General features: G+C 62.7%; 10 protein-coding genes. 5 read left to right on the top strand and 5 right to left on the bottom strand.

Annotated elements, in window-relative coordinates:
• Positions 1–226: 226 nt before the first annotated feature.
• From ACHIRB_RS21680 to ACHIRB_RS21670, 3 genes are read right to left on the bottom strand one after another with little or no spacing between them, the layout of a single operon-like run.
• Positions 227–1,306 carry a metallophosphoesterase gene (locus ACHIRB_RS21680; RefSeq protein WP_395126322.1) on the bottom strand — a complete coding sequence of 360 codons (1,080 nt, stop codon included), beginning with the start codon at positions 1,304–1,306 and terminating at the stop codon, positions 227–229.
• 32 nt (positions 1,307–1,338) lie between these two features.
• Entirely contained in the window at positions 1,339–3,273 is a 1,935-nt protein-coding gene (locus ACHIRB_RS21675; protein WP_395126323.1) for a neutral/alkaline non-lysosomal ceramidase N-terminal domain-containing protein, read from the bottom strand.
• A 31-nt stretch (positions 3,274–3,304) separates the two neighbouring features.
• Positions 3,305–4,651, bottom strand: a complete 1,347-nt coding sequence (locus tag ACHIRB_RS21670; protein WP_395126324.1) for a D-arabinono-1,4-lactone oxidase — start codon at positions 4,649–4,651, stop codon at positions 3,305–3,307.
• Between the two features lie 98 nt (positions 4,652–4,749).
• On the opposite strand from ACHIRB_RS21670, the gene ACHIRB_RS21665 reads away from it, so the two are divergent.
• Positions 4,750–5,709 (top strand): LysR family transcriptional regulator, encoded by a 960-nt coding sequence (locus ACHIRB_RS21665; protein WP_395126325.1) that lies wholly within the window; start codon positions 4,750–4,752, stop codon positions 5,707–5,709.
• Entirely contained in the window at positions 5,706–6,902 is a 1,197-nt protein-coding gene (locus ACHIRB_RS21660; protein WP_395126326.1) for an MFS transporter, read from the top strand. Before ACHIRB_RS21665 ends, ACHIRB_RS21660 begins: the two co-directional genes overlap by 4 nt.
• 126 nt (positions 6,903–7,028) lie before the next feature.
• Here the strand turns inward: ACHIRB_RS21660 and ACHIRB_RS21655 are convergent, their stop codons facing one another.
• On the bottom strand, positions 7,029–7,712 hold the full coding sequence (locus ACHIRB_RS21655; protein WP_395126327.1) for a TetR/AcrR family transcriptional regulator: 684 nt from the start codon (positions 7,710–7,712) through the stop codon (positions 7,029–7,031).
• Positions 7,713–7,823: 111 nt separating this feature from the next.
• Here ACHIRB_RS21655 and ACHIRB_RS21650 point away from each other — a divergent pair, with 111 nt between their 5' ends.
• Positions 7,824–9,335: an MFS transporter gene (locus ACHIRB_RS21650; RefSeq protein ID WP_395126328.1), complete on the top strand. Its 1,512-nt coding sequence runs from the start codon at positions 7,824–7,826 to the stop codon at positions 9,333–9,335.
• 93 nt (positions 9,336–9,428) lie between these two features.
• Here ACHIRB_RS21650 and ACHIRB_RS21645 read toward each other — a convergent pair whose 3' ends face one another.
• Entirely contained in the window at positions 9,429–10,055 is a 627-nt protein-coding gene (locus tag ACHIRB_RS21645) for a TetR/AcrR family transcriptional regulator (RefSeq protein ID WP_395126329.1), read from the bottom strand.
• Between the two features lie 113 nt (positions 10,056–10,168).
• Here ACHIRB_RS21645 and ACHIRB_RS21640 point away from each other — a divergent pair, with 113 nt between their 5' ends.
• Complete coding sequence (locus ACHIRB_RS21640) at positions 10,169–11,578, top strand: ABC1 kinase family protein (protein WP_395126330.1); 1,410 nt, start codon at positions 10,169–10,171, stop codon at positions 11,576–11,578.
• Positions 11,575–12,708 (top strand): cytochrome P450, encoded by a 1,134-nt coding sequence (locus ACHIRB_RS21635; protein ID WP_395126331.1) that lies wholly within the window; start codon positions 11,575–11,577, stop codon positions 12,706–12,708. The genes ACHIRB_RS21640 and ACHIRB_RS21635 overlap by 4 nt, the downstream gene beginning before the upstream one ends.
• Positions 12,709–12,754 lie beyond the last annotated feature (46 nt).

The raw sequence follows: 12,754 nt of genomic DNA, 5'->3' as shown, positions 1-12,754 counted from the left end.
TCCAGCAACACATTTGATGACTTCTGAAGAATCAGTCCACTTAAGCAGATAAGCAGTAAGCATGTGCTAATCGTAGCGGCACCCACCGACACACTTTCGACGCAAAGTACCTGCACAACACCACAATTAGGCCTGCGGCTCGTGAGTCCTTTTCGGAGGGCAGAACCACCGAAAGGACTCACGAGGCGCGGAGCGCCCTCGTGCCCGCGAGCTGCTGCGGAGCGCCCTAGGTGCCCGCGAGCTGCTGCTGGAATGCCAATGTTGCAGTCGCGCTCGGGATATCGACCGTGTACACGCGAACGGCGACTGAGCTCGGGGAGATGTCGAGCACCATGAACCCGAGATTGCTGAAGTCCTGGTAGAGCGCAGGATTGGTGATCCGCGACTGACCGCCGACCGACTTGGCGGCAGCGCCCGAGACGATCTGGTAAGCGCCTTTGGTAGCGGCTGTCGGGGTGAGGACCTGCTGTGAATGGTCGTGCCCGGCAAGCAGAATCGGGACCCGACCGAGGACTTCCTGATCGAAGAAGTCCTTCGCGTAGGTGCCGTTCGCGTGCGGCAGCAGCGCCGGAACCCCATCGTAGGCAGCGGCATTGCCGTGCGGTCCGTTCGCGATATACGAGAAGTGATTGCACGTGATCTTCCACTTCGCAGGCGACGACGCCAGACTCTGTCGCAGCCATTCCCGCTGGCCGGTCATGTACGGACCGTTCGGCGCCCAGTAGTTCAGGATCTGTGGAATGTAGGAGCACAGCGGATTCAGATCGAGCACGAAGAATTCGACGATCGGATCGTTGGCAGGAAGGGCAACCGAGTAATACCGCGACGGCATCCACCAGCGCGGCGAACGCGCGTGATAGCCGACTTCGTTGTTGCCCTTCTCCAGCCAGCTCCCATCTCCCGGAATGATGAGCGAGTTGTCGTGATTGCCGAGTGCCATCAGCCACGGCACGTCGAGGCCGGTGTTGGGTACCTCGAACTTGGTGCCGAACTCGTCGTCGTCGGGCGTCTCGGCGCCGTCCTCGTAGATGTTGTCGCCCAATCCGATTGCAAGCGAAAGCTGCTCGCCCGCAAACAGCTTCTTCGCTGCCTCGGCCACAGCGAGCTGTCCCGCAGCGCCTGTTCCGGCGTCACCGGTGACGAGGACGGTCAGATTCTTGCCGGTTGGAAACGGATACTTCGACGCGGTCGCCCGCGCCACCGCGCCGCCGGGGACAAGCGTCGCTCCGACGGCTGCGGCCGCAGCGAGAGTTCCTGTCAACATCGACCGACGACTGAAACTCCGACCGTCGAATGCTTCGTTCACTGTTCCTCCGAAAGCTGCAGCAGGGATTCCCCCTATTCGATACCAAACGTGTTCGACGTGCCGGTGAACGGCGAGAGTTGGCCTGCCGCGTCGCGGGCATCGCCGTGATAGCGCAGGCGATAGGTGCCTGCCGCCGCGTCGTCCGGGATTCGCCACGCTACCTCGACGACCGACCCAGCCTTGCCGCGACGCTTCCAACGGTAGGTCGTTGCGAAGTCGCCGTCGTCCGCAATCCTCGCCCAGCCTGCTTCCGTCTGCTGCTGGACCTCGAGATAGGTGTCGCCCCGGCGTAGATCGTTGTTCGGGTAGGCACCGACGAAGGTCGAAACCACACGATCACCGGCGACGTAGCGGCCTGCAGGTGCCGTCAACTGATCACCGAAGTCGTGACCCGACAAAGCCTCGTCCGCAGGCGCCTGCGCTGGTCCGCGGCGCTTTCGCCCAGAGAGGTCCGGCGCCGGATCGCCGTGGTCGACGGCAACCCCGTCCCGCATCGCCGTTGCCAGTTGCGCCGCGATCTGTTGCAGCGCAGGCAGTTCCCACTTGCCGAACATGGTGCTGCCGCCCTCATAGCGTTGGGCCTCGTACTCCTCGGGTGTTGTGACGTAGTGGATGTAGCCGTTGCTGTAGCCGGCGACCAGAACGTCGGCCAACTCGGCTCCGACTATGGCGGCGACCGTGCGCCGCAGCCGCAGACCTGCGACGATCGTCACTTCCCCAGGTATGCCGATCAGGTACAGCTGCCCGATTCGGAACAGTTGCACCGGAACTCGCTCGATGATCATCGGAACGACCTTGTTGATCGATCCCGCTGGGGCGACAAGGCCTTTGGGCGCGTGACTGTCCGCGAGGGAGCCGGACAATCGGTAGATCAGATGCCGAGAGACCCGATCGAACAACGGGTTGCCGTTCTCGCTGAAGCCTGCAAACCCGTCTCCATCCGCGGAAGCTCCCGCAATCGCGGCGGCCCCCGGGATAGGTGGGCCTGTGCGATGGGCCTTGCCGTCACCGGTGAATTCGGGTGCGACTTCGTAGCCGGACAGCGTGACATACAGAGTTCGGCTGTCCAGCCCGCCGACGACAGCGGCAGTCTGTTCGGTGAGAGCCTTTGTTGCAGCATCGAACTGGCGCAACCCAATGATTCGGGTGTTGCGCACTTCGTCATCGGTCGGTCCGCTGCCTGGCTTCAGGTTCAAGTTGGGGGACATGTCTCCGGAGTTCGTCTGCGCGAACGCGGAGATGAACGAGGGAGTGTGATCGCGGAGATAGTCGACGTTCTCGGTGAGCCGCTCCCAGTGGTAGCTTGCGTAGCCCTTGTTGTCCGAGCTGATCAACGTGTTGGTGTTGGTCATGCTGGTGTTGTGCGTGGCGAACCAGGTGATAGCACCGACCGCTGCGTCCTCGCGTTCCATAGCAAGAACGGTCACCTGCGGGTCGTTGGCCTCAGGGAAGAACGTCTTGTCATGCAGAGGATTTCGATCGAAGGCGACGCGAGACCGGTTCACACTTGCGTTGTGCAGTTCGGTGCGCGACAGCGTGAGTGTTGTGAGGGAGAGGTCTGCATCGGCACGCTCGACAGCTTTGACCGCGCCGTCGACGATGGCATCGAAGGTCTTGGCGCGATAGCCGTTCGTCGTGGCGTTGTAGGTGTAGTGGTGGGAGTAGCCACCGGGTCCGCAGTGGGTGTGTGTCGCCGTGATCATCGTGTTGGCAGCCGTGTAGCGATCACCGAATCGTGTTGCGAGCCTGGCCAACACGGCATTGCAGATGCTGTCGAAGATCAACGGGATCTCGCACACCACCAAGAGCAAGCGGTCGGTGCCGTACTCGAAGACGAACGCTCGAGCGCGCAGGCGGGTGTGGATGCCGTCGCTGCGTTGCTCGGCTTTGCCGTACCCGAGCATGCCCGCATCGGCGGGTTCTCCAGTGATGTCGGAAATGCCGCGGCCGACCGAATAGCCTGTCACTGCTTACCTTTGGCTTGCAATCGAAGGCGAGTCACCGCTGCGAGCCGTTGGATGGTGCGCCGAGAGTGCGGTTGAGATAGGAGTTGGTGAAAACGCCTGTCGGGTCGACCTTGTCGCGCATGGCAACGAAGGTGTCGAATTGTGGATAGAGGCTGCGTAGTTCGTCTGCGCTGAGGCTGTGCATCTTTCCCCAGTGCGGCCGGCCACCGACGGCTCCGAAGATTCCTTCCAGCGCAGCAAAATACGTGGCGTACTGCATCCGGTGATACTGATGGAACGCGATGTAGCAGGTGTCCCGCTGGTAGGTGGGAGCAAGCGGAATATCATCTGCGGCAACGAACCTCACCTCGAGTGGAAACGAGATCTTCTCGTCGTGACTTTCGGTCCAGCGCCGGATCTCGCGCAGCACGTCGACGGCGTCTTCGCGGGCGATGGCGTATTCACCCTCGTTGAACCGAATGTCGCGTTTGGAGGCAAACGCGTTGTGCGACATGTCGGTGAAGTCGCGGCCACCGAGTGCTCGTGCCCCCGCGCGGGTGATCGCCGGAATAGTGCGCTGGTATCGGCTACCGAAACGGAGCAGCCGCTCGAATACGACGTCGGCGAGGAAGTCGTCGTCGAACTTGCTTCGGCGCTGGCTGATCGGCTGCAGCGGCGCGTTGCCCGGCAGCCGGGTCGTCCGACGTGTCGAGGCCAGACGACTGTGCGGGAACCAGAAGAACTCGAAGTGGTCGTTGTCGTCGACGAACGAATCCAGTTCCTCGACAGCACGATCGAGCGACATCGTTTCCTCGACGACGTGCAATGCGAAGGCGGGCACACATTGCAGCGTCACCGCTATGACTATTCCGAGTGCGCCGAGACCGACTCGCGCTGCGGAGAACAGTTCGGGTCGCTCGGTGGGCGAGCAGGTCACGATCGACCCGTCCGCAAGGACGATTTCGAGCCGCCGGATCTGCGTCGAGATGCTGCCGAACTTGGCTCCGGTGCCGTGGGTGCTGGTTGCCGTTGCGCCGGAGATGGTTTGGCGATCGATGTCGCCCATGTTCTCGAGCGCCAATCCCCGTTCGGCCAACGCTTGGTTCAGTCGATACAGGGGAGTGCCTGCAGCGACCGTGACGAGCCCGGTGGATTCGTCGCAATCGATGATCCCGTCCAGGTGGGTCAGCCGCAGCGATACATCGTCGGGCACGGCGATCTCGGAGAACGAATGTCCGGAACCGGCAGCCTTCACCCGTAGACCTGCTCGGGCCGCATCCTTTACCGCTGCAGCGACCGCGGCACTGTCACGCGGCTCGATGACCCGAGACGGCTGCGCGGTCAGTCGGCCACTCCAGTTGTGCCAGGAGGAAGGCAGAGCTTCGGTCGGTGCGGTCACGTCGGTACTCCTGAGGTCGTGATGTGCTGGTTGCAACACTCCTCTCGAATCGGTGAGTTGTGAAACAGCGGCTCCGACCTGATTTACAATTTTTGATTGTGGATGTGTCGAGCAGGAGGCTGCGATACTTCGTTGCCGTCGCAGAAGAGTTGCATTTCAGCCGTGCGGCCGCGCGGTTGTTCGTTGCGCAACAAGCCCTGTCGAAACAGATCAGGGAACTAGAAGACGATCTTGGTGCCCAGCTACTCAGGCGCACAACGCGTTCCGTCGAACTGACGCCGGCGGGCGAGCTGTTCCTCGAGACCGCGCGCGAGATGCTCGCAACACTTGACGCGGGCGTCGAGGCGACCCGGCGAGCCGCACTGGGCGAGTCGGGTGTCTTGCGTTTGGGCTTCCTCGTCGGAGCTGCGCTCGAATTGACTGCGCCGATCCTCGAGCAGTTCGCCGAAAAATATCCCGATGTTCGCGTCGAACTTCGCGAGTTCGGCTTCAACGACCCGGCCGTCGGGCTCGGTGACGGCACCTCCGACTTGGCGTTCCTCAGATTGCCGACCGGTGTCACGGATATCGATATCGTGCCGCTGTTCGTCGAGCCATGCGTACTTGCGGTGCCGAGCGCTCATCGACTTGCCGGGCGGAAGTCGGTCGCCGTCGATGAGATGCTCGACGAACCCATGGTTGTCGCGCGCACGGCAGATGATGTGTGGCAACGGTTTTGGACGCTCGACGCGCATCGTGGCGAAAAACGCGCAAAGATTGCCTCGTTCACCAACTCGCACACAGAGGAAATTGCCGTTGTCTCGGCAGGCGTCGGGTGCAGCGTGATGGTGGCGGGGGCGGCCAGGCACACTCCGCACAGCGGGGTCCGCTACGTTCCGATCGACGGTTTCGAGGGTTCGGTGGTCGCGCTCGGCTGGCCCGCTGGTCGGCGTTCGGTTCTCGCCGACCGGTTCGTGCAGGTTGCCCTGGACGTCCGTGATCGCGAAACCGACATCGTGTCCCTGATCGAGCACCCGTTCGAGGCGGCCGACCCGGAGGAGAGAGCCCGAATTCGATGATGCAAACACAGGTGAGCCGTTGGCCGATCGTCGCCGCGTTTGCGATGGTCGGGGCGGCCACGCAGGTGCTGTGGCTCAGCTTCGCCCCGGTGACGACCGTTGCTGCCGAGCACTACGGCGTCTCCGAGTCGGCAATCGGCTGGCTGGCCAACGTGTTTCCGCTGTTCTACGTTGTCTTGGCGATCCCGGCCGGCTTGCTCCTCGATCGGTGGTTCACACAGGCTTTGGCAGCGGGTGCGGTGCTCACCGCGGTCGGCGGGTTGCTGCGCTTGATCGGCGACGACTTCGTCTGGGTGTTGACCGGACAGATCGTCATTGCGATCGCGCAGCCTCTGGTTCTCAATGCAATCACCGGAATCACCGGACGTTATCTCGCAGAGGAAGATCGTCCCGCCGGCATCGCGATCGGTTCGGCGAGCACGTTCGCCGGGATGATCATCGCCTTCCTGCTCGGCGCGATCTTCACCGATGCCGAGCAACTCGGCACCCTCATTGCAATCGGCGCTGCATTTTCTTTGATCGCAGCCGTGGTGCTCGTCGTCGCGCTACGAACGCCGTTCGCCTTCTCGCACCAGCGTCCGCCTGCGGGTCTCGCCGCTCTTCGGATCGCCTGGAACGACGACTTCATCCGGCGGCTGTGCGTGCTGGTCTTCTTTCCGTTCGGGACCTTCGTCGCGTTGACGACGTTCGCTCAAGCGCTGTTGGAACCCGCAGGTGTGGATTCGGGGACCGCGAGCATCATCCTCTTGCTCAACGTTCTTGCTGGAGTCGTCGGTTGTGCGGTGCTGCCGATCGTGGCTGCCCGACGCGGCTGGGAGCTGAAAATGCTTGTGCTCGGCGCTATTACAGCGTTCCTGGGCTGCGTTGCGTTGGCGGTTGCACCGGGAGCGATCGTGGCCTACGGCAGTCTGACCCTGATCGGTTTTCTGCTGCTACCCGCGTTGCCGATCGTCCTTGCGATGACCGAGCGTCGGTCCGGCGAAGTCGAGGGAACGGCTGCCGGATTGATCTGGATGTCGGGAAATCTCGGCGGACTGGTGGTCGCGACAATAGTCGGACTGCTTGTCGACCATCCAGGTCCGGCGTTTCTCGTCGCTGGCATTGCCGCGTTGCTCGCGGTGCCGCTCGTGCGCGGAATCGGTCCGTATTTAGGTGCGGATGCCGAGGTCGAAACCGCCGATCCGACGCATTAGCTATGCGAGATTCGGGTGCGGCTGGCGAACGACGTTGGTCGCCAGCCCAGTCGGTCTCTAGTGGTCGCGAGACCAACTGCGCTCCGATAGTAGCGCTGAAACCGGTAGCTGACGACTAACGGTGAGTTACCGGCGACGGCCGAAGCAGGCCGACTTCGCTTCGTGAACCTGCTCGAAGGTCATCGGTCCGACGGTCAGGGGCTGCCGCGGTCGAGAGTCTGCTCGCAACCCGTCGAGCATGATCGAGAAGTAGCGTCGCCACACTTCGGGATGGACGGTCCTTGCGAAATCGGCGATCCAGTCGACCATGTGAATAGTGGCGAAAAAGTCCTGCGCTTCCGCGTCGGGTCGCAGTTCGCCGGCGTCACGGGCGCGATCGATCACCTTCGTCACAGCGGGTTCCATCCGCTCTCGCACGCACGCGAACCGATTCTGCTGACCGTCGAGGGTCATGAGAACCTCACCGAGACCACGATTCTCGGCCATATGGCGGCACATGTACTCGAAGAACTGCACGAGTCCCTGCCACGGGTCGGGATTGTCCAGCGCGAGCTCGGCCTGACCGGCCATGTCGTCGACATGCTTCTCGAAGACACCTGCGATGAGGTCCTGCTTGTTGCTGAACCGTCGGTAGACGGTGCCGACCCCGACGCCTGCGTGTTCGGCGACGTCGTCCAGCGTGATTTCGAGGCCACGTGTGGCGAAGAGTTCGCGCGCGGCTTCCAGAATTCGCTGCTGATTGCGTGCGGCATCGGCGCGTAGCGGGCGGGTAGCCGGAGCGGCGGGTGCCTTCGTGGTGACGGTGTTCACACCCTCATCTTAGCAAGTTTCCGAAATAAGTGGAGACATGATCTCCGTTACGTGTTACGTTATTTCGAGTAAGTGGAGGAACCGCCTCCATCTAGTGATTCGAGGGGATCCATGACAACCAGCACAATCGAACCCCTGGAGCCGGCCGACACCGATGTCGCCGCACCACAGGCTCGCGGACGGGGATCGCACGCTGCAAGGTGGTGGATCCTCGGTGTTCTCGCGCTCTCGCAGTTGATGGTCGTGCTCGACGCCACCGTCGTAAACATCGCGCTCCCAGCCGCCCAGCGTTCGCTCGAGTTCTCCGACGCCGATCGCCAGTGGGTCGTGACCGCATACGCACTCGCGTTCGGCAGCCTGCTGCTACTCGGTGGCCGCCTCAGTGACCTCTTCGGACGGCGTACGACGTTCCTCATCGGACTGAGTGGTTTCGCAATTGCCTCCGCGGTCGGTGGCGCAGCAACCAGTTTCGAAATGCTCGTCGCAGCTCGCGCCGGCCAGGGCGTCTTCGGTGCGTTGCTCGCACCTGCAGCATTGTCGCTGCTCACCGTGACGTTCACCGAACCCAAGGAACGCGCGAAGGCATTCGGTGTCTTCGGTGCCATCGCAGGCGCAGGCGGCGCCATCGGCTTGCTGCTCGGCGGCATGCTCACCGAATGGGCGTCGTGGCGCTGGGCGATGTACGTCAACCTGATCTTCGCTGCCGTCGCAATCGTCGGTGCCGCACTTCTGCTTGCCAAGCACGTCACGACCGACCGACCGAAGCTCGACATCCCGGGCACACTGACCGTGACAGCCGCACTGTTCAGCATCGTCTACGGCTTCTCCCAGGCCGAGTCGGAGGGCTGGGGCGACTCGTCGACCATCAGCTGGCTCGCTGCAGGCACGATCCTGCTCGCGGTGTTCGTGTACTTGCAGAGTCGCGTTGCGAATCCGCTGCTGCCGTTGCGAATTGTGTTGGACCGCACTCGCGGCGCGTCCTACCTCGCTGTGTTCATCGTCGGCGCAGGCATGTTCGCGGTGTTCCTGTTCCTGACCTACTACATGCAGTTGATTCTCGGCTTCACCCCGATCATGACCGGCGTCGCCTTCCTGCCGATGGTCGCCGCGATGATCGCGTCGTCGGTCACGTCGTCGCAGGCCCTGTTGCCTCGCTTCGGCGCTCGGGTCCTGATGACGGCTGGCCTGCTCATCGGTGCGCTCGGCATGGGTCTGCTCACCCAGATCGAGGTCGACAGCAACTACGCGCTGCACATCCTGCCCGGCCTGGTCCTGATGGGCCTCGGCTTGGGTGCGTCGATGGCAACGGCTTTCCAGGGTGCGACGTCGGCACTCGCTCACGAAGATGCGGGTGTCGCGTCGGCCATGGTCAACACCAGCCAGCAGGTCGGTGGCTCGATCGGTACCGCGCTGCTCAGCACGATCGCAGCATCGGCGGCCGCGAGCTTCGCGTCCGGCAAGGCTGTGAACGAGTTGACTGCCATGCAGGCTGCGGTGTCGAGCTACTCCGCGACCTTCTGGTGGGCGACGTTCATCTTCCTCGGTGGAGCGGTCCTGACGGCGGTATTGCTGCCCAACGGCGTTCCCGAGCCAAGCGAAGGCGAACCGGTGATCGCGCACTGATGAGTTAGCACCCGCGCCGTTCGCACCTGCACAGTTGCCGGCCCCCACGACCACTCGGTCGTGGGGGCCGCTTCTGTTCGTGCAGTGCGGTTTTCAGTCCGCTGGTGCAGTCGTTGTGCCGCCCACGACGCTGCCCTCGACACTCCGCAGCATCATGTCTACCCAGGTTTTGACGAACTGTTCGTCCCCGACGTCGTGTGGTGCCAGCCCGAACAGCAGCGGTACCAACCGTGCCGACAGCAAGGCCCCGAGGCCGACGGAGGTGATGTCGGTTGCCCGATCGGCACTGATGTCTGCTTCGTCGGCAAGCCACGAAGCGAATCCCGAATAGATTCTGCGGACCATGTTGTGGACCGCACCGTCGAGTAGGTGTGGTCGGGTCCGCGTGTCGGTTGCGAGGATGCGCAGCAGAGCTTCTTCGTTGTCGAGTTCGGCAAGCACGTACTTTGCAAGCAAGGTGAGCGCGACGCGCAGGTCACCCAATCCGGACATCAACTGCGTGATGTCGCGCACCGCGTTGACGCGGTCGAGGTGGCGTTCGAGACCCGCTTCGAGGATCGATTCCTTCGTGCGGAAGTGGTGATAGATCCCACCTGCACCTGGCGTCAGGCCTGCAGCGGTCTCGATCTGGGTGATGGACGTGCCTCGAAAGCTGTTCTCGCTGAACAGTTCCATCGCCGCATCGAGGATGCGGTCGCGTGTCATAGTCGTCGCTGCCACGATCTAAGTGAACGCTGAAATTTCCAAAGCGTCAACTTGTTGACACCCTCGTGGCTCAAGTGTTCACTGAGGAACATTAAGTGGGTTCGTACGGGCGAGGTGGAGGACGAACGATGACGGCAGCGGACGACGCTCGGGCGCACATACCGAAGCGCGGTCGAGTGGCCAGAGCGATGCCACTCGTCGGGCTCGCAGGGCGAACCGCGGGGGAGGCTGTCGTCGAGTCGATGCGCCGACGTCGAAAGAACGCCGAAGCCGGCCGACCGGACTACCGGGTCAAGGACGCCGACCGCTACGCAAACCACCTGGGACGCTCCAAGGGCGTGTTGATGAAGGCGGGCCAGATCCTGTCCTTCACTGCCATCGGCCCTACCGTCGGCGACGAAAACCAGAACGTCTATCAACGAGCGCTGGCACGACTGCAGGACAGTGCGCCGCCGATGCCATACGAAACGGCTGCAGGCGTGATCGAAGCGAATTTGGGCAAGCCCGTCGACGAGCTGTTCGCCGAATTCGATCCTGTACCGGTCGGCGCGGCGTCGATCGGACAGGTTCATGCCGCGCGCCTGGCCGACGGCCGCCGCGTTGCGGTCAAAGTTCAGTATCCCGGCGTCGACGAGGCGATTCGCGCCGATCTCGCCAACACCGAACTGCTCGCCACGTTCTTTCAGATGGCGAAAGGTCTACAACCCGCACTGGCGCGACTCGACATCAAGGCGCTGTCACAAGAGGTCACCGCACGTATCGGTGAAGAGATCGATTATCTCGTCGAGGCTGCGAATCAGACCGCATTCGTCGACGGCTATCGGGGCCATCCGTTCATCCGCATTCCCGAGGTCGTACCGGAGCTGACCACAAGTCAAGTTCTCACGATGGACTTCGTCGAAGGTCGACGTTTTGCCGAAGCCCTCACCGCCCCACAGGAACTGCGCGATCTATGGGGCGAGACGATCTCTCGCTTCGCCATGGGCAGCCTGCGGACCATCGGCCTCTTCAACGCCGACCCGCATCCTGGCAACTACCTGTTCCACGACGACGGCGGCGTCACGTTCATCGATTTCGGCTGCGTGAAGCGATTCACCGAAGACAAGGTCACGCTCGTCAAGAGGTCGTTGAACGCGGCCGTCGTGGACGACGTCCCAGCTCTGATGCTCGTCCTTCGCGACATGGGGATCGTGGTCGACGGCGAGTTGCCGGAACCACGCGAGATAGCGGATTTCTACAGGTGTGGTCTGGAGATGTTGACGGGTCCGCAGCCGTTCATGTATTCGACAGCGTTCGCGGCAGGCGTTGTCCAGGAAAAGTTTTCACCGGTCGGTCCGTACGGCCATGTGCTGAGGAAAGTTTCGCTCGATCCGGACTTCACTATGCTCACCCGTATCGATCTCGGCGTCACCGCCGTGCTCGGAGCGCTCGAATGCGCCGGACCATGGGAGGCCATCCAGCAGGAATGGGACAACAACGGTCCGGCGGCGACGCCTATGGGCGAGTTCGATATTGCACATCGGGGAGCGAAGCAATGACGACATCGTATGCAGGACAACCGATTGCAGGACAACCGTCTGCAGGACAGTCGGTTCGGTTCGACGACGAGTACGGTGTGTACTTCGTCGACGGCTACGACGAGGTGTCCGCTGTGCTGCGTGGCTCCGGTTGGAGCAGCGACCCGCGGCGTAACCCGTTGGCACCGGTCGAGATTCGCGATCTGCCGCAGACCGCTCTCATCTTCATGGATCCACCCGACCACACCCGGCTGCGCAGGATCGTGGGTCCGGTGTTCACGCCGAGGTCGATCGAAAGAATCCGGCCGAGGGTCGCGTCGATAGTGGAGGCGGCGCTGGACGGGCTCGACGAATCGGCCGAACTGGTCAACGAATTCGCGTACGTCGTCCCGCTTGCCGTGATCGCCGAGCTGCTCGACGTCGGAGCCGAAGGCGCCGAGCTGTTCGCCGATCTGACCCCCGATCTTGTCAAGATGCTCGAACTCGACGCTACGCCTGAGGATATGGTCGCCAGCGTCGACGCATCGATCGAACTGATGCTCGAACTCACACCGATACTCGCCGACCGCAAACAGCATCCGGGCGACGACTTCATCAGCGCATTGCTGGCCCAGGACGGCATTACCGTCGACGAGGTCCTCGGTACCTGCCTGCTCCTGCTGGCGGCCGGGCACGAGACAACAGCGAATCTGATCGCCAACGGAACCAGAGCGCTTGTGCAGGACCCGGCTCACGTTCTGGAGCTTGCACACGATCCGGTCAACGCTGTCGAGGAACTGCTCCGGGTCGAAGGGCCGGTGAAAATGGCGGGACGGACGGCGGTCGAGGACGTCGAACTCGGCGGAGTGACGATTCCGGCGGGCAGTTTCGTGCTGCTGCAGCTGGACAGGGCAAACGTGGACCCGCGTCGTTTCGACGATCCGCTACGGCTCGATCTGAGCCGAAAGCCACACGGTCACTTGGCATTCGGCTCCGGACCGCATTTCTGCCTCGGTGCTGCGCTGAGTCGCATGGAGACCGCGGAGGCGCTGACTCGGCTGTTCGCGCGCTATCCACACCTGGAGCTTGCAGACGAAGAGCCGAGCTGGCGGGTATCCAACACGTTCCGGGCACTCACCGAATTGCCAGTCAGGGGGCTTCGCGCCTCGTGAGTTAAAGGTGCCCTCCGGACGCGCTGCTGGGGTGAAAATGGGGTGT

The organism is Antrihabitans spumae, assembly GCF_043944905.1.
Classification (GTDB): Bacteria; Actinomycetota; Actinomycetes; order Mycobacteriales; family Mycobacteriaceae; genus Antrihabitans; species Antrihabitans spumae.
Note: the sequence above shows the minus strand (reverse complement) of the source record. Positions and strands in the feature narration are given on the sequence as shown.

What these genes read in the sequence shown, in the direction of transcription:
- ACHIRB_RS21660 (WP_395126326.1), top strand. Translation starts at nt 5,706, where the DNA reads ATGATGCAAACACAGGTGAGCCGTTGGCCGATCGTCGCCGCGTTTGCG.
- ACHIRB_RS21650 (WP_395126328.1), top strand. Translation starts at nt 7,824, where the DNA reads ATGACAACCAGCACAATCGAACCCCTGGAGCCGGCCGACACCGATGTC.
- ACHIRB_RS21640 (WP_395126330.1), top strand. Translation starts at nt 10,169, where the DNA reads ATGACGGCAGCGGACGACGCTCGGGCGCACATACCGAAGCGCGGTCGA.
- ACHIRB_RS21635 (WP_395126331.1), top strand. Translation starts at nt 11,575, where the DNA reads ATGACGACATCGTATGCAGGACAACCGATTGCAGGACAACCGTCTGCA.